The 20,578-nt window shown below is 66.2% G+C and carries 21 protein-coding genes; 14 read left to right on the top strand and 7 right to left on the bottom strand.

The window, feature by feature from the left end:
* Positions 1 to 19: 19 nt before the first annotated feature.
* The 5 genes from Q8791_RS17115 to Q8791_RS17135 form a co-directional block, all read right to left on the bottom strand.
* Positions 20 to 1,993 carry a hypothetical protein gene (locus Q8791_RS17115; protein ID WP_330092714.1) on the bottom strand — a complete coding sequence of 658 codons (1,974 nt, stop codon included), beginning with the start codon at positions 1,991 to 1,993 and terminating at the stop codon, positions 20 to 22.
* Entirely contained in the window at positions 1,990 to 2,412 is a 423-nt protein-coding gene (locus Q8791_RS17120) for a hypothetical protein (protein ID WP_330092715.1), read from the bottom strand. Before Q8791_RS17120 ends, Q8791_RS17115 begins: the two co-directional genes overlap by 4 nt.
* An 85-nt stretch (positions 2,413 to 2,497) precedes the next feature.
* Entirely contained in the window at positions 2,498 to 3,334 is an 837-nt protein-coding gene (locus Q8791_RS17125) for a sigma-70 RNA polymerase sigma factor region 4 domain-containing protein (protein ID WP_330092716.1), read from the bottom strand.
* A gap of 722 nt (positions 3,335 to 4,056) precedes the next feature.
* Positions 4,057 to 4,248, bottom strand: coding sequence for a DUF397 domain-containing protein (locus tag Q8791_RS17130; protein ID WP_330092717.1), 192 nt, complete (start codon positions 4,246 to 4,248; stop codon positions 4,057 to 4,059).
* Positions 4,245 to 5,006, bottom strand: a complete 762-nt coding sequence (locus tag Q8791_RS17135) for a helix-turn-helix domain-containing protein (protein WP_330092718.1) — start codon at positions 5,004 to 5,006, stop codon at positions 4,245 to 4,247. Before Q8791_RS17135 ends, Q8791_RS17130 begins: the two co-directional genes overlap by 4 nt.
* Before the next feature lie 221 nt (positions 5,007 to 5,227).
* Here Q8791_RS17135 and Q8791_RS17140 point away from each other — a divergent pair, with 221 nt between their 5' ends.
* The 12 genes from Q8791_RS17140 (at position 5,228) to Q8791_RS17195 (ending at position 15,901) form a co-directional block, all read left to right on the top strand.
* Positions 5,228 to 5,710, top strand: a complete 483-nt coding sequence (locus Q8791_RS17140; protein WP_330092719.1) for an ATP-binding protein — start codon at positions 5,228 to 5,230, stop codon at positions 5,708 to 5,710.
* Positions 5,707 to 5,934 carry a hypothetical protein gene (locus Q8791_RS17145; RefSeq protein ID WP_330092720.1) on the top strand — a complete coding sequence of 76 codons (228 nt, stop codon included), beginning with the start codon at positions 5,707 to 5,709 and terminating at the stop codon, positions 5,932 to 5,934. The genes Q8791_RS17140 and Q8791_RS17145 overlap by 4 nt, the downstream gene beginning before the upstream one ends.
* Before the next feature lie 717 nt (positions 5,935 to 6,651).
* Positions 6,652 to 7,011, top strand: coding sequence for a hypothetical protein (locus Q8791_RS17150; RefSeq protein ID WP_330092721.1), 360 nt, complete (start codon positions 6,652 to 6,654; stop codon positions 7,009 to 7,011).
* Between the two features lie 13 nt (positions 7,012 to 7,024).
* Positions 7,025 to 7,282 (top strand): hypothetical protein, encoded by a 258-nt coding sequence (locus Q8791_RS17155; protein ID WP_330092722.1) that lies wholly within the window; start codon positions 7,025 to 7,027, stop codon positions 7,280 to 7,282.
* 187 nt (positions 7,283 to 7,469) lie between these two features.
* Positions 7,470 to 7,664: a hypothetical protein gene (locus tag Q8791_RS17160; protein WP_330092723.1), complete on the top strand. Its 195-nt coding sequence runs from the start codon at positions 7,470 to 7,472 to the stop codon at positions 7,662 to 7,664.
* Positions 7,648 to 8,172 (top strand): DUF6879 family protein, encoded by a 525-nt coding sequence (locus tag Q8791_RS17165; protein ID WP_330092724.1) that lies wholly within the window; start codon positions 7,648 to 7,650, stop codon positions 8,170 to 8,172. Before Q8791_RS17160 ends, Q8791_RS17165 begins: the two co-directional genes overlap by 17 nt.
* Positions 8,173 to 9,030 carry a helix-turn-helix domain-containing protein gene (locus Q8791_RS17170; protein WP_330092725.1) on the top strand — a complete coding sequence of 286 codons (858 nt, stop codon included), beginning with the start codon at positions 8,173 to 8,175 and terminating at the stop codon, positions 9,028 to 9,030.
* 111 nt (positions 9,031 to 9,141) lie between these two features.
* Positions 9,142 to 9,300, top strand: a complete 159-nt coding sequence (locus Q8791_RS17175; RefSeq protein ID WP_330092726.1) for an FxLD family lanthipeptide — start codon at positions 9,142 to 9,144, stop codon at positions 9,298 to 9,300.
* 62 nt (positions 9,301 to 9,362) lie between these two features.
* Positions 9,363 to 11,564, top strand: coding sequence for a lantibiotic dehydratase family protein (locus Q8791_RS17180; protein WP_330092727.1), 2,202 nt, complete (start codon positions 9,363 to 9,365; stop codon positions 11,562 to 11,564).
* Complete coding sequence (locus Q8791_RS17185) at positions 11,561 to 12,799, top strand: lanthionine synthetase C family protein (RefSeq protein ID WP_330092728.1); 1,239 nt, start codon at positions 11,561 to 11,563, stop codon at positions 12,797 to 12,799. The genes Q8791_RS17180 and Q8791_RS17185 overlap by 4 nt, the downstream gene beginning before the upstream one ends.
* On the top strand, positions 12,792 to 14,819 hold the full coding sequence (fxlM, locus tag Q8791_RS17190; RefSeq protein ID WP_330092729.1) for a methyltransferase, FxLD system: 2,028 nt from the start codon (positions 12,792 to 12,794) through the stop codon (positions 14,817 to 14,819). The genes Q8791_RS17185 and fxlM overlap by 8 nt, the downstream gene beginning before the upstream one ends.
* Positions 14,816 to 15,901: a hypothetical protein gene (locus tag Q8791_RS17195; RefSeq protein ID WP_330092730.1), complete on the top strand. Its 1,086-nt coding sequence runs from the start codon at positions 14,816 to 14,818 to the stop codon at positions 15,899 to 15,901. Before fxlM ends, Q8791_RS17195 begins: the two co-directional genes overlap by 4 nt.
* Positions 15,902 to 15,998: 97 nt before the next feature.
* Here Q8791_RS17195 and Q8791_RS17200 read toward each other — a convergent pair whose 3' ends face one another.
* Both Q8791_RS17200 and Q8791_RS17205 read right to left on the bottom strand, forming a co-directional pair.
* Entirely contained in the window at positions 15,999 to 16,733 is a 735-nt protein-coding gene (locus Q8791_RS17200; RefSeq protein ID WP_330092731.1) for a PaeR7I family type II restriction endonuclease, read from the bottom strand.
* Positions 16,734 to 16,742: 9 nt separating this feature from the next.
* Entirely contained in the window at positions 16,743 to 18,416 is a 1,674-nt protein-coding gene (locus Q8791_RS17205; RefSeq protein WP_330092732.1) for an Eco57I restriction-modification methylase domain-containing protein, read from the bottom strand.
* Between the two features lie 219 nt (positions 18,417 to 18,635).
* On the opposite strand from Q8791_RS17205, the gene Q8791_RS17210 reads away from it, so the two are divergent.
* Both Q8791_RS17210 and Q8791_RS17215 read left to right on the top strand, forming a co-directional pair.
* Positions 18,636 to 19,784, top strand: coding sequence for a protein kinase family protein (locus Q8791_RS17210; protein ID WP_330092733.1), 1,149 nt, complete (start codon positions 18,636 to 18,638; stop codon positions 19,782 to 19,784).
* Between the two features lie 408 nt (positions 19,785 to 20,192).
* The gene (locus Q8791_RS17215; RefSeq protein ID WP_330092734.1) at positions 20,193 to 20,531 is read left to right on the top strand and encodes a trypco2 family protein; all 339 of its coding nucleotides are present in this window, start codon (positions 20,193 to 20,195) and stop codon (positions 20,529 to 20,531) included.
* Positions 20,532 to 20,578: the final 47 nt, after the last annotated feature.

The raw sequence follows: 20,578 nt of genomic DNA on the forward strand, positions 1-20,578 counted from the left end.
TGTGTTCTTGGACGGCTGGTCACTTCTTGGCGCGGTTCGGAGGCGGGAAGAGCCCGTACTGCTTCCACACGCGTTTCGGGTTCGGAAACAACGGCCTTTGGCCCTTGACGTGCGGCGGTGTCCCCCACGTCACGGCTGGCATGTCGGGCAGGTGGCGCAGCCCCGCCGCCGGCCGCGGGTCCGGTTTCGCAAGCCCGAGACGCTCCGGTGCGCGCCGACCCGGCACTCGTACCGGTGGCGGGGTCGGCAGCACGCCCTGCCTCCAGCGGCGTTGGGGTGAGGAGCCCGGCACCGACCCTGTCGGTTTCGGTGACGGTGTCGGTAGTGGGAACAACGTCTGTTGGCCGACCTTGGGTGATCCGGGCATACGCCCTTCCTCCAGCACTCGACGGGCAGGTGCGGGTGGTGCCGTGCGCGGCGGCGGCAACGGTGGCAGTGCTTTCTGCCCGGGGAGGGCCGGTGGCCCGCCTGGTCTGGGGCCTGGTTGTGGCCAGGGGCCCGCACCACTGCCGGGCCCGGGAAGTGCGCGCCTTCCGCCGGTGGTGAGGTCACCAACCGGATCGGGTGGGTCGTGGCGGTGCCGGTACCACCACGCTTGCGACTGCAAGGGCTGCAGGCCTTTGGAAGGTGTGGGCGTGTGCCGAGGTAGAGGCTTGCCGGGGGTGTGCTTGGGCCATCCGCGCTGAGGACGCCGAATGCCCAGGTCGAAGCCTTCTCGCAGGGCTACGGGCATCCGCACGTTCCCCAGGGAGCGGAACGCCATCATCCACGCGATGTTCTTCAACATCGCCGCCAGCGGTGACGTGCCGGGGTTGGGCTGCCACACCAGTTTCATCACCCAGGAGCTGATCCGGATCTGCACATACAGCAGCACCAGGAGCAGCATGATGTTCATCAACCAGCCCGCGTCCCCCACATCCCCTTCGACGGGGGAGGCGATCACGCTGCTGGCCAACGTGACACTTTCGGGCCCAGTACCGGTGTCAAGGACCAGGGCGGGGTCGTGCTCGGAAGCGGCCGTTTCGCGCAGCGACCCGAAGATCGTCATCTGCCCCTCGAAGAACAACCTGGCCATGGCGATGAACACGATCGACTGAGCGATCGGGATCGCGCACAACCCCACCATGCACTTCCACCACAGCTCCGCGATCCGGTTCGTGTGCGGCAGCGCATGGAACATCAACAGCAACGGACCGGCGATGACCAGGACGATGACCATGCAGATCCGCACCGCCTCGGTGAGCATCCACACCGCCAGCATCACCACGACGACCACCAGGAGCAGGATGGTGAAGACCATCGCTTCCTCGAGGATCACGTTCAACCGGTCCCGGAAGTTGGTCGCAGCTGCCTGGGCGTCGATGCCCTGCGCCCCGATCGCAGCCGAGATCTGGTTGGAGCCGCGCACCATCTCCGTGGTCACCCACAGCGAGAAGTTCGCCGCCACGAACGCGAAGACGCCCCGAGGAAGAATGTCGGCGGCCGAGTAGCGGCTCTGCACATTCTGGTAGCCCATGACCACCAGCCCGCCCGCTACCACCAACAGCACGAACAAGGTGTTACCGGTGGTGAGGATCCCGCTGTGAAGCGCCTTCATGCCCTCGGTCGGCAGCGGGGTGTAGAAGGCGTGCTGGGCCAGCCACCCCAGGGCCGGGTTCAGACCGGACACGACGAAGTCCGCGAACCAGTTCGACACGTGGCAGCCGGGGTCGACCAGGCCGCAGTCGAACACCTCCCCCTCGGTGTCCAACTCGACCGATTCCTCGGAAGGATCCTGCTGGTCGCGTAAGGCCGGCTCATCCTCGCGCGCGTCCTCCGGTGGTGGGAGCGGTTCGTCGGTGATCTCCGGCTCCGGGCCGGGCTCCGCCTCCGGTCCGCTCTCAGGTTCGGGGGCCGATTCCGGGCCGGGGTCTTCCGGTGCCGGGAGCGGGTCATCGGAGGGCGGCGGGTCCGGAGCCAGCGGCACCCGCCACCCCGATGGTGCGAGGCTCACTGGCCGTCCCCACTCACGCCCGCGCGGACCACCCAGTCCAAGATGTCCATCAGCACGGTGGCCAAGATCGCGATGCCGTACCCGATCGCCGTCCCGGTCAGAGCCCGCTTCGCGCCGTCGATCGCACCGGGCTCGCCGTTGGCCATCATCCACCGCACCGCCGCGATCGTCAGGAACAACGTCCCCAGCGCCGACCCCAAAGCGATGAGCACCAGCCGGATTCGGCTCACGACCGCGCGCAGGTCAGCGGTCTCCTGGTCTGCTGACTCCGCCTCTGTGTTGCCTGCCAGATCAGCCGTGGACTCCGCCCACACCCATGCCCCGCCATCGCCGGCCACCACCCACCACACGGTGAGCACACCCGCCACCACGACCACCGGTATCCACCGGACCCCACGCACCCGCGCCGCTGCCGCCATATCCGCCCCCCTTGGTGTCGCGCCCTGTCCCGGGCACCGGGCCGCGGCATCAGATGTCCGAGGCCCAGTGCCCGTACTTGCTCCCCTAAGAAGCCACCGGCAAGGGCGGATGCGACAACGACTTCCCCCGAGTCGGCGCACCGGCCAGCAGCCGCAGGGACCCGCGCTTGTGAGCGGACAGATCATCCGGGCGGATGAGGGCGTCAGCGATCACCACCCCACCCGAGTGCACCGCCGCCACCAGACGGGCCTCGGCGCGCTCGCGACGCTTGGCCAGCGCCTTGTAGGACACCCCGTCCTGCTCCGCGATCTCGGCCAGCGGCGCGTTCTCCAAACGCGTGCGGGCGATAAGCCGCGCTTCCGACCGCGAGAGCACCCCCACCCGCACCGCGGACACCAACAGCAGCTCGGGGCTGGCCGCGGCCCCCGGGTCCAGATCCTCCTGACGGCCCGGGTCGCCGGTGGGGATCGGCGCGTCCTTCTCACGTTTGCGCGCCGTCAGTGCCGCGCGGTGCACCGGCCGGGTCAGGTACCAGGCCATGCGGGCGTAATTGAGGTTGATGGTGCGGACCTGGTGGATGGCCTCGCACACGATCGCGGACTCCACAGCGTCCACCCCACCCGGGTCCAGCCCCCGGCAGGTACGGCGGGCGGTGGAGCGCAGCGCGGGGATGCACAGTCCGAGTGCGCCGACCATCCAGTCTTGCGAGAGGCGGGCCGCGCGGATGGTGTGCCGCCACACCTCATCGCGCACCTCGTGCGGAGTGCCCTCGTCCATGAGCACGTCACGGAGTTCGTACAGCGAGTAGGTGCGGTCCTGGAGCCAGGAATGGCAGGCCGCGCCGTGCAGGAGCAGGTGTGTAGGAGCCAGCTCGGCAAAGGCGGTGTTGACCACAGCGAGCGGTGAAGGAGAAAAAGTCATGGAGCCCCCTCAAAAATGCCATCGAGAAGCGACACCCCAACTCAACACCAGCACACGATCATGCCCTTCTCAAAGCATTCTCATTCCACACTCAGACCATACTCACAGCGCTCTCATATATTAAACGAGGGGTAAAATGTACACCGACCAGGACTGGGGTTCCCGCCACAGATACGGCTACGCATTGGGTCTATAATGCACCCAAAATGGGATCATGCGCCTACCGTGAGCAACTTCCATGGCGCCTGAGCACAATCTCAGATCAGAGAGAGGATCATTTCTCGGAGGTGGAGCCACACCCACACCGTCACAATAATCCGCACACGTTACTCACACACCCATGGGAATCCGTCTTCCCTGTTCTCATTCGCTCCTCAAGGCTGACGCAACGACTTTTGGAGGTTCGACAGGATTCGTTCAGAACCAAAGGAATCGAAAGCCGCACGGTTCTCGTTCTCCATGCGTCAACCTCTGGGCGGTGAGGCGATCACGTCGCCCTCCCTGTGGTCAGCGCTCCGATCCACCAGTGGCAGGTTGAAGCCCGCCCTGACGAGGACTGGTTGAAGGCGCCGCTCGACAAACCTGAGGCGCATGGGAGACGCTCGGGACTCTGGTCCTGATGGCTTGTTGTGGCCCTGGGATACCCTGAAGGGGTTGAACGCGAAGAACCGCCCCCTGTCACTAGGACTGACAGGGGGCGGTTCTCTTCCCGTATGGGGGTGTTACCTGCCGCGCACTGCGTTCACCAACGCTGCCCACTCGGTAGCGGGCACCACGAGGTGGCCCATCTGCCGGTTCTGAGTATCGCGGACACCGGCCACGGGACCCTCCGCAACCTCCACACAGTTCGCTCCGTTTGCGCTGTAACTGGACTTGTGCCATCTGGACTCATGCCATTCGGTGGTGGTGTTCATGTCATCTTCCTAAGTACGTCCAACGAGAGGCCCACTGGCAGGGAGGAAGCAAGGGCGGCCGTAGCCTCGCCGGAAAGTCTGTCGTGCGAGGTGTCCTCGTGAATCACGTTACCGTCGGCGTGATCGCTGACGACCGCGAGATCTCCCGTCCGCAGCCGGAACAGCATGAGCGGGCTTGCAGGTACGAGGAGAGTCGTCCCCTCAGGCACGAGATGCAGGGTCACCCGGCCCGTAGCCGCCCACTCGATGAGATGCGCGGCTTGCGCCTGGCGCAGGTCGGTGGGGAGTCCTGCGACTGCCGCTGCGGAGAATACTGCTGTCACATCCATGTCGGGCAGCTCACCCAGCCGTTCCGTACGCAGCGCGACCAAGCGTGCAAGATCCCCTGGAGACGCCCCGGGCATCCCCGCTCGGAACACGGCACGGGCAACCCCCGGACACTGGAGCAAGCCCGGCACCAGCGCGGGTGTGATCACCGTGAGGTGCCTCGCCGTGCGTTCTATGGATTCCAGGTCTCTCGCCCAGTCGGGTAGACCGGTACCTTCCGTGGTCCTTCGCCATGCGGCGAGAAGAACGCCTTGAGCCCCAAGGGCGTCGTCCAACAGTGCAGCATTATCCCGTTTTGGCGTACCCATCCCACCCTCCCATCGATTCACGCTCGAATGCGATGTTCGGCTCCGGTCAGCCAGTTGCCGCTGGGTAAAACCGGCTAGCTCGCGGAACTTGATGAGAGATTCCTGGAAGGGGGTAAGCATCATGTGTGCCAGATTAGCAAGAGTGACCCGGATGGAATCAAGGGATCCCAAAATTATTCCGAACGCTTTGAGACGGCTTTTTCAGGGGGCACTCTGGACCTATGACACCGTGCCCTGGCCAGGGCCAGGGCACCCTCCCCGGGCACGGAAAAGCCCCGGAAGCCGAAGTCGAGAGCGGCTGCCGAGGCAAGGTGCCCCACCCCGAAAGCCCCGAGGTGAAACGAATGCAGTCTATCGACACCACCGCGCCATCCCAAGACCCCGACCCTGCCGGCGTCCCGTACCCGCACCGCATCGCATTCACCGAGCCCCACAAGCACGGCATCGTCCTCGGCCACACCCGTGACTACACAGGCCTCATGAACTGGGTGTGGTCCGTGGCCCCGCGCGGGGCAGCCAAAGGGGTCGAGCAGATCGCCGAAGCCCTCGTGTCCAACGCCCACCGCCACACCCGGTCCGGGGACCCCGGCGGAACCGTGCGGGTCGTGGTCGACATCAACCCGTTCCTCATCGGCGTCGCCGTCACCGACGGCGGTCCCCGACGGGAGACTGTCATCCCCTACCCCCGGTTGGGGGACCCCCGTCAGGCCCCGCTCCCGGGCCTGCACCTGGTCGACCAACTCGCCCTGTACTGGGAATGGCACTGGGAGTGGAAAGCCACCGCCATGGGCCCCCTCACAATCCGCGCGGTGGTGGAGAACCCGTGAAGTGGAACCCCGGGCACGACCGTGCCCAACAGGAGACCGCCGGCGCTCTCACCCGCCACCACGCCCCGCACTGGTGGGTGATGTGGTCCTACTCCCTGCGCGCGTGGGTGGCCTTCTACCTGGGCTCTGCCACCGTGACCCCGCTCCGATACACGGACCCCGACGAGCTCTCCCAGCACATGCGGCACGTCGCCCACCGGGTCGCCGCAGGCCGTACCCCCTGAGAAGGAACTACCACGATGCCCGACCCCGACGTGTCCGCCCTGCTGACGGGGCTTCCTGAGATCCTGACCCCCGGCCAGGTCACTGACCTCTACCGGGTGCACCCCAGATCCCTCTGACGGGGAACATGGGACAAGGCCCTACGCCCCTTCCGTACCCTTGGTGGAACCCGCAGGTACACGAAGGCGAATCTGGCCTCCGCTCTCCAGGCGCCCCTGCAGGCGCGCTCTCCCTGACCCGGGTCTCACACCACACACCCCCACTTGCGCACGTGGGGCAGCTCCGCCAGGTGAGACGTCACCGGGCCCGCAGGGCCACCGACGAAAAAACTCGGTAGCCCCACCCTCCCGGGGCCGGTCGTACTTCCCCGGACCGGCCCCGACCCGCTTCTGGATACGTGCCAGCCTCCACTCTCCGGTCCGACCTCATGGACAGCACCGAGGCCCCCTCACGCCCGACCAAGGTTGCCCGCTCGTTCCGGATCGGCCCCAAGACCATCACCCACCGGGAAAGGACGGCCTCCTCAGCTCGGTCAAGACACCGCACGACCACCGCCGCTACCCCAGGTCGCAGATCTCCCACGTCCTGCATGCGGAAACGGGCAGCAGCAAGGCCGTCTGCGCCCTGAAGGAGGTCCACGCCTTTGCGCTGGAGATCGGTGCGGTGGGCGACGCCGAGTACACGGCCCTCATCGACACCCCGCGCAACGTGGAGCCCTCATGACCCGACGCCCCTCACTGACATGGCACATCGAAGAGACCCACACGAACGGGGACCCGGCGGTGGGCTTCCGCCGCCCGTGGGAGAAGGAGCGGATCACGGTCCGCGCTCTGGATTCTGAACAGGTACGCGCGGACCTTCAGGAGCTCGAGCGCATCGACGGGCTCAACCCCGGCTGGTACCTGGGGTTCCTGATCCGCAACACGCCCGTGGAGGGGTTGGACGGCCTGTGGGCGCAGTACCCCGGGGTAGTCGTGGTGAACGCCGACCGACCGTGCGAGCTGGCCAGGCTCATCACCGCCGCCCACACCGAGCACGGCCTACAGGAAGGGACAACCGGTGAGCACGCCGGCCAGTGACGGAACCCCGCTCATGCGCCCCTACACCGAGCACGCCGAACGCCTCGCGCCGGAAGTGATGCGAGCGCGAGCCCGGGCAGCGGCCGACGCCGCCGCCGGGCTGGCCAAGCTCGTGGAGATCTCGGCCCGGCAGGAGGTGGCGGCAGCTCAGGTCCGGTTGAACGCCGCGCAGGGCCGCCTCGATGCTGCGCGAGCGGAAGTGACGACCGTGGGGCTTGCGCACTTGAGGACGGCAGTGCGCCAGTGGTGCAACCTGCGCTCCCTGCCATGAGCGGCCAGAGCCCGATCTGCTGCTCCGTGCTCCATCTCAGTGTGAGACCTCTGCATTCCCTCTGACACGAGGAGACCGCACGGAAGTCAGATTATTCTCAGGCGCGAATAACCTGCAGATCGTTGACCACCCTTGCGTCGATCTCTACTGTAAATATCGTTTCGACCCTTTCAGAAAGGGCCATTCCATGAAGTTCGAGAAGCTTGCCGGTGACTGCAACCGGGATGATTGTCCAGGTATCTATTCCACCGGCAAGGGGACCGTCGTCGTCCAAGGCGACCTACTGACCGACACCACTGGCCTCACCCCCTCCCCAGGCGAGGCCGCCGTCGAGATTCCCCTCCATCTGATCGAGGAGGCCGCCCGTGCGCTTGGAAGGTGACGCATGGAGGGAGTTCTTCGACTCCTTCCAGCACGAGGCGTTCCGGCTGGAGACCCTGCCCAGCTACACGGTGCCCGAGGAGGAGCAGGAGCTGCGGCAGTTCCTCGCCGGCCAGACCCGCCCATCCGAGGAGCTGCACACCGACAGCTACCTGCTCCGGGTGCGCAACCACATCGAGTCCGGACGCCGGATCCACCGTGTGCACACCCTCACCAGTCCCCTCGGCGATCACCTGCGGTTCCAGTTCGAATGGGGGTATGCCTTCAGCGTGCAGGCGGGAGAAGAGGTGAACATCCTCGACTTCACCACCACCCCCGACCCCGGGCTGCCGCGGCAGGACTTCTGGCTCTTCGACGACACCCACGTGGTGCTCATGCACTACGCTGCCGACGGAACCCAGACCGGCCGGGAACTCCTGGAGGGGGCCGATCCCGCCCCCTACGTCGCCTACAAGAACCTGGCCCTGGAGCACGCCGTCCCCTTCACCGAGTACTACAAGGCCGACTGATTGACGCTTGATCCCGACCGTGCCCAACACCCGCGTAGCGAGCTGGCGGAGGCTCTTCGCAGCCTCCGCCGCGCCTCGGGGCTGACCGGCGCGCGGCTCGCCGTCCGCAGCGGGATGAGCCAGGCCAAGGTCAGCAAGATCGAGAACGGCCGCGTACTACCCTCCGCGCTGGACGTCGAGCGCATCCTGCGTGCGCTCGACGTTCCGCTCGGGGAGGAGGAGGCCGCGCGCCTGCTGGAGCTGACCCGTGTGGCCAACACCGACTACCAGGGGTTTCGTACCGCGCTGCAGCGCGGTCTCGGGGAGACGCAGCGGGACCTGGCCGCGATCGAGGCCTCGGCGTCCGCCATCCGCTTCTTCCTGCCCTGCATGATCACCGGGCTTCTACAGACCCCGGACTACGCCCGCCAGACCCTGTCGCACACGCTGGTGAATCGCGGTGCGAGCTGGGAGACGGCGCTCGCTCGACGCCTGAAGCGCCAGACGGTGCTCTACGACGAGGGGAAGCGCTTCGTGTTCGTCCTGACCGAGGCCGCCCTGCGCTGGCCGCTGTGTCGCCCGGAGGCGATGGCGGTGCAGATGGACCGGATCGCCTCGCTCAGCGAACTGCCCAGCGTGGACATCCGTGTCGTGCCCGCCGATCCCCCCGTGCCCAGCGGCCCCCTCAACGGGTTCACCGTCTACGACGACCGCCTGGTGACCGTCGAGGTGTTCACGGGCAAGCTCGCCCTGCGCGACCCGAAGGACGTCTCCTACAGCATGGAGATATTCGCCTTCTTCCACGAACACGCACTCGAAGGCGAAAACACCAGGTCATTCCTGCGCGACCTCGCACAGGAATACCGCAACCGGGCATAACCGGCACCACTGCGGATGAATTTATTCCCTAGCGGGAAACTTCTTCACCTGCCTTGTGCGGGTCCCTAATCTGAGCTGTGCTCACAGGACCCCATGAGAAAGGAAAGACCTGTGCAGAACACGCAGGACAGCCCCAGGTCGGAATCTCCCTTCGCCCTCGACATCAGGCTGATCGAGAACAGCGACTCCCTGGCCCAGCTGATCAACCTCACCGACGATGGCTGCGGCTCCAGCTGCCCCAACTCCTGCACCACGAGCGCCTCGGACTGATCGGCACGGTCGGCACCGGTCCCGAACACCGGTGCCGACCAGGACTCCAGGGAGGAGGGGAAATGGGTTCCGGCAAGGAGCAGCACGGGTGTTGGCGTGTGGTCGGCCGACCGCTGGTGCGGGCAAGCCTGCTCAGCGGCCTACCGACGAGCGGCGTACCGGATCTGAGCGGCAGTGATCCGCGTCCGTGGTTGGAGTGGCTGCGCCGCGTGCGGGAGCACCCGGGTCTGACCGAAGCGATCCGACACACCTCGCCCGACCTGGCGGCCGGTGTGGATGCTCTGCTCGACCAGGATCCGGCTGCGGTGCGGGTACGCCGGGCCCGGAAGGCGACCGCTTCCGTTCTGCGCTACGTACTGCGGGCCGACAGCCGCGCCACTCCCTTCGGGTTGTTCGCCGGCGTAACTGCCGCGACCTTCTCCGAACACACACGAGTGGTGTGGGGTGGCGCCCACCGGAAGGTGGTCTCCCCCGGCGGGGCATGGGTGGCCGAGGTCGTCAGCGCTCTGGAGGCCCTACCTGTGGTGCGTGAGCGCCTGCTGGTCGTAGTCAACAACACCGCCGTCGAAGAGTGCGGACACCTCGTCGTGCCCCAATACACGCGCCCCGGCCAGGGTGCGCCCGGGTCGGACACGAAGCAGGTCGAGATCCGTATCAACAGCGCCATACGCCTGGTCCTGGAAACAGCACGTCAGCCCGCGCCGTGGTCGACGCTCCGGGCCAAACTGGCCGCCGAATACCCCGCTGAATCTGCCGTGAGTACTGACGCCATGCTCGCCCGGCTGGTCCAGGTGCGAGCGCTGCTCACCTCGCTCGCCCCTGCGTCCACCGAAACCGACTCCCTCGGCTGCCTCGTCTCTTCCCTCGCCCAGATCAACGGCTGCGCTCTGCCCGAAGTCCGACCGCTGGTGTCACTTCTTCAGGAGGCGCACACGGCGGTGGAGGAGCACAACCGCGATGGCGGTCCCTACGCGCGGAGGGAGGCCGACGAGGCGGTCGCGCGCGTGTCCTGGGTCCAGCCGTTGGGGGTGGACGTGCGGGTGGACGCCGATCTGGCGCTGCCCATGGCGGTGGCGCGCGCGGCGGAGCAGGCCGCGCACATGCTGGCCGTCCTGTCCCCTCACCCGGGCGGGCTGCCCGCGTGGCACACGTACCGGGAGCGGTTCGCCGACCGGTACGGCGACGCATTCGTGCCCGTCCGCGAGGTTGTGCACCCCCAGACCGGGCTGGGCTTTCCCGCCGGGTACGCCACCGCTGACGCCGAAGGCCGCGCCGAGCTCCTCACCAGTCGTGTCCGTTGGCTGCTGGAGCAGGCCCAGGCCGCCGCCCTGGACGGCCGGCGGGAGATCAGCGCAGACGCGCTTCTGGACGAACTGGCCGGTCGGCAGTCCGCGCTGCCTCCTGGGCACACGGAACTGAACCTGCGTGTGGAGTCTCCCTCACGAGCCGCGCTGGACAGCGGCCGGTTCCGCGTCGCGGTGCTGGGCGCCTCCCGCAGCGCGGCCACCATGGCGGGACGCTTCGCCGCTCTGGCTGGTGTCCGGGACGACCTGCGCGAAGCCGTCTCGCGCACCACCTCCGCCGGGGCGGTGCCGGTGCAGCTGTCGTTCCCGCCGCTGCGAGCCCGCAGCTCCCACCTGGTCCGCTCGGAGAGGCTTCTCGATCACCTGATCAGCGTGGGCGAATACCCCGCTTCAGTGCCCGGACAGCTGGGTGTGGACGATCTCGCGATCGGGTGCGATGACGGCGGCCTCTTCCTGTTCTCACGCATCCTGGCGCGCAGGGTCGAGCCTGTCGTGCCACACGCACTGAACCTGCGCTACGCCCCGTTGCTGGCCCGGTTCCTGGCCGAACTCCCCCGTGCCGGACGCGCGGTGGTCATCGGGTTCGACTGGGGCGCTGCCTCCTCGTTGCCGTTCCTACCCCGTGTGCGCTCGGGCAACGTGGTTCTGGCCAACGCCCGGTGGCGGGTCAGAGCCGCCGACCTCCCCCCTCATACCGCGTCGTGGCCGCGGTGGCGGCGAGAGTGGGCGCTCTGGGCTGAGCGCCGCAACCTGCCCGGCGTGGTGGACCTGGGCAAAGGCGACCAGCGCCTGCGCCTGGACCTTGCCGAACCAGCACACCTGTTCCTGCTGCGCGCCCAGGTCGACAAGGAAGGCGGCACGGTCCTCACCGAGGCTCCCGACCCGCGCTCGTCCGGATGGTGCGAGGGGCGACCGATCGAGGTTCTCGTTCAGCTCTGCCGGGAAGAGGTCGTCGCGTGAACACCGCGACCACCGAAGCGACGGAGATAGCGGGACTGGTGGCCGATCGCCTGGCCACACCCGAGCAAGGGCGTGCTCTGGCCGAAGACCGGTGGTGGCCCCAGTCGCTGGCACACGGTGCGGCCGGGGTGGTGCTGCTGCACATCGAACGCGCCCGCACCGGTCACGGGCCGTGGGACCGCGTCCAGCGGTGGCTGGATTGCGCGGTCGCCGAGGGCGTGGACTCCTCCCCCAGCGCGCACCTGTACTACGGCGCGCCTGCGGTGGCGTTCGTCCTACACCAGGCCGCGACAGTCCGTCCTGGGTATGAGCGTGAGCTTGCCCGGCTGGACAAGGCCGTGGCCCGGATCGTGGTCTCTCGTCTGGAGCGGGCGCGTGCGCGGATGGATGCCGGTGGGCTTCCGTTGCTTTCGGAGTTCGACACCATCCGGGGCCTGACGGGGCTGGGCGCCCTGCTGCTGGCCCGCGACCCGCAGAGCCTACTTCTTCGCGATGTGCTGGCTTACCTGGTGCGGTTGACCGAGCCGGTCACCCTCCACGGCCGTACGCTTCCCGGCTGGTGGAGTCCGGTCGGCCCAGGAGGAAGAGTCGACGCCGCATTCCCTGGTGGGCACGCCAACACCGGCATGGCCCACGGCATCGCCGGCCCCCTGACACTCCTCGCAGCCGCCCTGCGGCGCGGGATCAAGGCGGACGGACACGCGGAAGCTATCCAGCGCATCCTGGCCTGGCTCGACACCTGGCAACGGTCGTCTCCGGCTGGGGCGTGGTGGCCGTACTGGGTCACCCGCGCACAGCTCGACGAAACCCGCGGCCCGGTCGGCCCACAGCGGCCCTCGTGGTGCTACGGCGCCGCCGGTGCGGCCCGCGCGCAACTGCTCGCTGCCGACGCCCTGGGAGACCAGCGACGCTACGCCGCCGCGCAGAGCACTCTCGCCCGCGTCTTCACCGAGGAGCCCATGACGCTGGACTCTTCGCTGTGCCATGGCCGTACCGGTCTGGCAGTGCTCGCCCACGCCACCGCGCTGGGCAACGCTCCGGGGCTGTGCGCCGCGCTCTCGGACGGCGATGCCGAAGCGATGGCGGATGAACTGCTCGCCGGAGCCGGGATCGGTCTGCTGGAGGGGGCAGCCGGTATCGCCACCGCCCTGCACACGCTGCACACCCCCTCCCCCGACATGGAATGGGCTACCTTCCTTCTCCTCGACCGCCAGAAGCACCACGCTGATGGGTGACGAGCAGCCGCAGATCCTCATCCAGTGGGCCGACTGGGCCGCCGCCGAGCACTGGGGCGTTCACGGCCTGGGCCCGGCGCTCGAAGGAGCGCGCAAGGAGGGACTCGTCCCGGCGTGGTGGTTCGTCCGTAAGAGGCCCCACTGGCGGCTGCGCTACACCGGAGGCCGCCCGGCCCGGCAGTTCCTGGACACCGAACTGGAGCGCCTCCACAGCGAGGGAGCCGTGGCCCGGTGGGTGCACGGCATCTACGAATCCGAAACTGGGGCTTTTGGCGGATCGGCGGGGATGGCGTTGGCCCACGCCGTGTTCTGCGAGGACAGCCGACACCTCCTCGCCTACCTGGGGCACCGCAGCACGACGTCCGGCACGGAACTCGGCCGCCGTGAACTCGCCCTCCTCCTGGGTAGCGCCTTCCTGCGCGGTGCCCGGTTGGACTGGTTCGAGCAGGCCGACGTCTGGGCCAAGATCGCCGCACTACGTGCCCTCCCCCAGCCCTTCCGTCTGGAAGAGGGGCTGCTCTCCTCGGCACGCACCCTCATGACCCTCAACCCGCGTCCTCTTGCCGCGTCGGGGCCGCTGCACCACACCAGCAGCTGGGCTCAGGTATTCACCGCGGCCGGAGCCGCCCTCGCTGATCTCGCTGCCCAGGGCAGGTTGAGCCGAGGTCTGCGCGCGGTGTGTACCCATCATCTGATCTTCGCCTTCAACCGGTGGGGCCTGCCCTACCGGGACCAGCACATCCTGTCCCACACCGCCAGAAAGGCCGCCATGACCGACACCACCCACAACACCGCACCAGAAACCGCTGACGCCTTGCGCGAGGCCCTCATCCAGCAGCTGCGGGAGAACGGTGCCCTCACCACCCAGGCGGTGGAGGGAGCGTTCCGCTCGGTGCCGCGCCACGCTTTCGTTCCCAATGCCACCCTGGAGGAGGCCTACACCAACGCGCCCGTACACATCAAGCACGATGGCAACGGCGCCTCCATCAGCTGCGGATCCCAGCCCGGAGTCGTCGCGACAATGCTGGAACAGGCCCAGATCGAACCGGGGATGCACGTACTAGAGCTCGGCGCCGGCACCGGATACAACGCCGCCCTCCTCGGCCACCTGGTCGGACCAGCCGGGTCGGTCACCACCATCGACGTCGACCAGGACCTCGTCGAGGGCGCCCGGGCCCGACTGAAGGAGAACGGCGCAGCCAACGTCACCGTGGTCCTGGGCGACGGCGCGCTCGGCCACCCCGACACAGCCCCGTTCGACCGGATCATCGCCACGGTGGGCTGCCACGACGTGCCCCGCGCCTGGGTGGACCAGCTCGCCCCCGGCGGCAGGCTCATCGCCCCGGTGCGCATCGCCGGAGACGTCTCCCGCTCCATCGTCTTCGAAGCCGACGGCAACCACTGGGCGAGCACCGACAGCCAGCTGTGCACGTTCATGCCGCTGCGCGGCGGTGGGATCGGCGACGACCCCCGCACTGTCCTGGCTCTGGACGCTGATGCCACCGTGCTGCTCCAGACCAACCAGGACCAGAGCATTGCTTCCGAGCAGGTGGACCACGTGCTCGCCGAGCCCTGCACCACCACCTGGACGGGGGTGGACTTCGGCAAGGGCCAGCCCCTGGACCCGATGTGGCTGTGGCTGGCCACCCGCCTGGACAACCGCGCCTCACGTATGCCGGTGCAGCCCCAAGCCGTGGCCAGTGGCCTGGTCTCGCCCGGTTTGCCTTGGGGTGACATGGCCAGTGTCCCCGCGGGCGAGCGGGGGCTGGCGTACTTGACGATGCGCCCGGGCCAAGGCCAGCAGGGGCGTCACGAGGTCGGTGTCATCGGGCACTCCCCCGCCGGTCAGAAGCTGGCCGAGCATATGGCCGAGCACATCCGGGCTTGGGAACCCCACCGCACCGAGGAACTCTCCTTCGCCCTGCACTACAGCCCTGTCCCGGAACCCTCCACCGCCACGCGACGGGTGCTGGCACGGCCCCACTCCACCCTGATGGTCTGCTGGGGTGAGCCCGCATGAGGTTCGTGCGCTGGTTCCCGCTGATCCCCCGGCCGCGCCCGCCGGCTGACAGCCTGAACGCGCGCGTGGAACGCCTGACCACGGCGGGACGGACCGCACGTTCCGGTTCGGGTGAGGAGGCTCTGGCCGCCGCCGCGCAGGTCTACAACGGCGCGGCCCTGCTCGCCTCCGACGTCGGAATGCCCGACCTGGCCCGCGACTGGTGCTGGGAGCATGCCCAGGCGTACCTGGCGCACCTGCCGTTGAACGCCGCCATGGCCCAACGTGCCCTGGAACCGGTGGTCAACCTGGCCCGGCTCCGTATCCGAGCGGGCAACGGCGCAGAGGCCTTCGCGATGCTCACCGCCCTGCGCGAAGGGGTGTGCACGGCCACAGCCACCGTAATCGACGGCCACGAACTCCCCCTGGGCCGGATCGTCGTCTCCGACGAGGAGCGGGCGGAGTTGCACCGCTGGCTGTGGACGGTGTGCCTGGGAGACGGGATGCGCGCCCTGGCCACCGAAGGCAGATGGCAGGAAGCCGCCGAGCAGGCTCGGCAGCACGGCGGGATCGGTGACCGTCTCTTCGACGGCCGCCAGGTCGCCATCATCGCCGCGCTCACCGGGGGCAATCCGAGAACTGCGCTGGCCATGGCCGAGAACTGCGAAGTTCGGGAACCGTGGGAGAGAGCCGTCCAGGCGGTCCTGGTCCTGTGGTGTCACAGGGAATCCGTCGAAGTCACGGCCGCCGACGTCGAGACGGCTCTGGGGCGTGTCCGTGATGTCGACAACGGCCGGGTCGTGTTCACGACCCGGCTCGGAATCGTCGCAACGGAGCTCCTCGGAGGTCTCCAAGGGGATGCCTCTGAGCTCGCTTCGCAGCTGGTCGTCGCCATCGTCCGCGCACAGGACGGGTACGCGGCCCGAGACCTGCTCACCGCATGGGGAGGAAAGCTTTCATCCGATCAGATGGGCAGCTTGATCCCTGTACTCGAATCCTCCGGCATTGACAGGCAAACCCTCCCTGAGCAGCTGTTCCACGAGCTCCGCGCTGCAATCAGCAAAGCAAGCCAAAGACTCGGTGATCACTCGGTTCTTACATGACGGACGGCCCCCGTAGCTGAAGGGCGGCGGGGACCTGCTTGCATTCCCTTGTCTAGGGTAGAGGAACGTAAACGGCATCGTGGGAGACGAAACCGCTTCACCCCTCGTTGGGGTACCCCAACTCCCCCAGGTAGCAGATCCTGCTTCGCACCCCAGCTGCAAAATGTACCCAGTCGAGCTGATCCACTGGCTCGACTGGGTGCGGAGATTCTTTTGATGAGGTGACATAACAGACAGAGTCATACAACGACTCGTCGATAAGACGCTGACAGAAAATACCGAACCTGTCCTGGTATGAAGTCCCATGCCAGATGGGCTCAGGCGGGAGAGCGGCCTTCTTCGCAATGCTGACTGGACGCTGGGAACCTTCAGCGTCTTCCATAATGAAGAAGTACCCCAACCATGGCTTCTCTCCTGGATACAGCTTTGCCAGGGCGGCGTGCCGAAGGTCTACGGCGCTCCCCAGAGCCTCTTCCACCCGGTTGTTGTAGTTGTTGCCGAACGAGGGTCCACCGAGAGCTTTGAGTTCAAAAGCTGCCACGAGCGTGTTCCCCATACTGACGACCACGTCCCATTGTTTCTGTGGACGAAAGTAGCCGGGAAGCTCCAGCCCTTGCTTGCGGTCAACACGAATAGCTTCTTCGGGGTAACCAGCTTCTAGGAAGAACTTCGCGATCAGCCCTGCGACACTATCGAAGTGTTTACCGGCCCTGACAGAGCTGGCTGTCCCGGCGCCGACCGCGCCTTTGATCTTGGAGAGGTCGCTTTGGGTGCTTTTCACGCCCCAGTACTGAGCGATGGCGTCCTCGAAGTCCTGACGGGTAACCGCCAACCTGTCCTCCTAGTCGGGAATATGATCCAGGCCGTAGGCATCCAGCGCCGCCCGTGTTGCTGCTTCGACGTCACGGTTCCTGAAGGCCTCGGCCAGTTGCCACCGGACCTTATCGCTCAGGTCGGACGGTTGGGGAACTCGGATCTTGCGCAAGTACTGGGCTTGGAACCTCAGGGTGCCACCACGCATCTTGACCGCGTAGGCCTGAACGAAGGCCTGCGCGACCTTGGAGATCAACAGACCTCCCAAAACCTCCAGGTCCCAGGCGTCGGAGACGATGTAGTAGAGGTTGTGGTGGGGGTAGACGCCCTCTTTGTCGAGGACCGGGTGGATGGTGGTTTTCATGTCCGGGAGCAACAGCTTCGGTTTGCCCACCAGAGCATGGTCGACCTTGTCGATGGTCTTGTACCAGCGCTCGGGCTGCTGGACCGCGACGTAGCGTTTGCGGAGTAGGTGAGCGTTCTGTGCGAGGTAGGAGCGCAAGCGCGGGAACCGGGTCAGGTCAACCAGTTCTCCGTTCCGGGTCCAGGGGTTGACCAGGTAGTTTCCCTGCCATTGGTAGGTGCCGGTCTTGGTGTCGCGGACCATGGCCAAGGGCAGGAGCCGGTCTTCCTCTACCAGGTTGGCATCGGCGGTGATGAAGACCTTGTCGGCGCCGGTCGCCACTCCGATGCCGACGCGTGTGCCGGCCGGGCGGTCTTCTAGAACGCTGAAGCGGTCGTTGAGGTCTTCCAGCATGGCCAGACGTGCTGGGGAAGCCGCGGGCCAGAGTTTGGTTCCGGAGAACCAGTGCGGCAGCCGTGCTGCTTGATAGGTCGGTTTCTCGATGACCTGGCTCTCAGGCTCCAGGCTCCAGTTGTAGAGCTCTCGTGCCTCAGCCTGGGAGAAGCCCTTCCGGGTGTCGGCTGCCACAGCGCTGCTCTGCTGTTGCTTGCTGATGATGGTGATGGCGGGGTAAGCAGCCACCTGTTCTTCGAAGGCATCCACGTCATGCATGGTCAGTACGAAGTCAACGCTGAAGCCGGAGGTCACGAGCTCGCGTAGACGTGCTCCGTACTGGTTGTGCATCCATCGGTCTGCGCAGATGAACCCGAGCTGCCCCTGTTCCTGGAGGGTGCGCAGGGCTGCTTCGTAGAAGCCGACGTAGATGTCAGCTCGGCCACCCATGGTGGGGCATGCTGCCCGGTATCGCGCCATGCGCTCGCGGGGAACGTCTTCGAGGCGGATGTAGGGCGGGTTACCGACGACGAAGTCCACGGCCTGGCCGCGGTGGTGTGTCAGGAGGTAGTCGCCTTGGGTGATCCAGGCTTGAACAGCACTCTCGACCGTCGACTCCTCCCAGCCCTGGTCCTGCATCTGAGTGCGGACCAGGTCCCGGCTGGCCTTGACGTTTGCTTCGAGCAGGTCGAAGGCTCGTAGCGCTTGCTTGGCTTCGTCCAGGTCACGGTTGTGGACCTTGCAGGAGTCGCTGAGCCGTTGCACGATCGGGCCGAGGAACGCTCCGCTTCCGCACGCGGGCTCCACGATTGTCAGCGTGGCGAGGTCGCGCTCGGGGGTGTAGCCCACCAGGTCCAGGATGAGCTCAACGACCCATCCGCGAGTGAAGACTTCCCCATGGGTGATGGCTTCACGCATCGAGGAGGGAAGTCGTTCGGTGGCATCTCGCAGGTCAACGGTAGTCACGAGACGACCCTATAGCGTTACTACACTGGCCCGCTCCCGGCGGAAATCATGGCTTCGACGTATGCCTCAGGGGTCGAGGGCAGCTGGAAGCAATCTCAGCCCACGACGTAGCCTCCACTGCAAGCGGCACGAGACGAGGAGGAGTAACTCACCTCGGTGCGATGGGATCATGGCGGTGTAGTGAGAGGGGAGGATACGGTGGCCGATCGGGTGAATTTTATGCTGGCCGACCTGCGAGAGAAGTATGAGGCGATGCCCGCCGCACGGGCCTTCGCTCGCCTCTACGACAACACCGAGTGGGGGCACATGTTTGCAGTCCTCCATAGGCGGCTGAACGAGCACTTCACCGATATCAACGGTCGTGCCAAGACCACTCACCATTACTGGGCCGACAGCAGCAGGGACTTGCTTGCGCTCATCGAGGAGATCGAGCTCGACCTGCATACCCTGAAGAGAGCAGGCATTGAGGTCGCACTGACCGACTCCTACCAGGATGCGCTGGATCGATGTCGGCCATGGCTTTCGCCAAGCGGGGGCAGTACGGTGCCGGAGGACTTTGAGATCATCGAGGTCATCCGTTACGAGCAAGTCTTCACCCACGTGGCTAAAAGCGTGAAGCTCAAGAAGCAGGAGGCTGCCGTAGAGCTGAAGATGGTGGGGAGCGGGTCCTACGCCCACGTCTACTCCTATGTCGACCCTGACTACGGCATCAAGTTTGCGGTCAAGCGGGCGAAGAAAAACCTGGACGAGCGCGAACTGCACCGCTTCAAGCAGGAGTTTGAGGTCCTTAAGAAGCTGAGCTTTCCCTACGTAGTTGAGGCCTACCGCTATGACGAGACGCGAAACGAGTACCGGATGGAGTACTGCGACACAACGCTCCGGGAGCACATCAGTAAGAAAAACTCCACGATGTCTTTCGCAACTCGCAAGCGCATTTCCTTGCAGTTCCTCTACGGAATCAACTACCTTCACCTACAGGGGTTGTTGCACCGTGACATCAGCCTCCAGAACATACTGCTGAAAGTCTTCGATTCCGAGGCCGTTCTGGTGAAGCTCTCGGACTTTGGGCTCGTGAAGGATCAGGCGAACGAGTTCACCCGGACCCAGACCGAGATGAAGGGGACGATCCGGGATCCGATGCTCCGCAGCTTCAAGGACTACGGGGTCGTGAACGAGATGTACTCGATCGCGCATGTCCTGGCCTATATCTTCAAAGGCAGAGAGTCACTCCCCACAGCTGATGACACTGTGGGGCGGATTATTCACAGGTGCGCCGTCAACGACCTCGCCCAGCGCTACCAGAATGTCGCCGATTTGATCGCAGACGTTGAGCGGTTGGAGGCACCGCCGAAGCAAGCGATGCCCTAGCGAATTAGTACGTGTCAGTGGATGAGGCTTCTCTGAAGGGTCGTGGCATGCTCTGGCCGTGGCGATCAAGCTCAACCGTTGTGCTGGGGATTGGTCGGAGCCCCGCAGCGTCAGTCCCGCCCGCCATCCCATCTTGTCAGCAACTACACCGCGCCGACTGGGAGACTGCTGCCCTAAGTTCAGCGATGCCCCGCTCCCGTGAGTGCCGGGAGGCAATCCCGCCCCCCCGAGCCTCCATCGCTCTCGGCACGAAACACCCTTCCCCTACGCCCGTAAGCACGGATGATCTGCAACCTGTGGGGGCTGGCCGGATACGGCCAACACCGCACACACCCCACTCCGCAGCATGCTTTCTGCAACCGTAGAGCTGCACCCTTTTACCCCCGCCCCCTGTGTGAGGAGACCAGTGTGGAGCTACGTCTGACCGATGCCGTCCGAACTTTGCGCGAGGAACTTACCGAGGCTGTCGAGGAAGCCGAAGCCCAAAGCTCCGACATCACCTTCGACATCGGGCCGATCGGGATGGAGTTCGAGGTCGCGTTCCGCGCTGATGCCAAGGCCAAGGGCAAGATCGCCACATGGATCGCCTCTGGGGAGGTCGAGGGAGGTGCAGGTCGTACCCGTACCCACCGCGTGTCCTTCACCCTCACTCCCCGCAGCAAGTCCAGCCCCAACGGCGACGTGTCCATCCACAGCACTCACCAGAACACCGGCCCTGGTGGCCGGACCGGACACATCGGACGTTGACCAGCTCACCCTCACTATCTATCTGCTCGTGTTAAACCCCCGCCCGT

This window comes from Nocardiopsis codii, from assembly GCF_036327455.1.
GTDB lineage: Bacteria > Actinomycetota > Actinomycetes > Streptosporangiales > Streptosporangiaceae > Nocardiopsis > Nocardiopsis codii.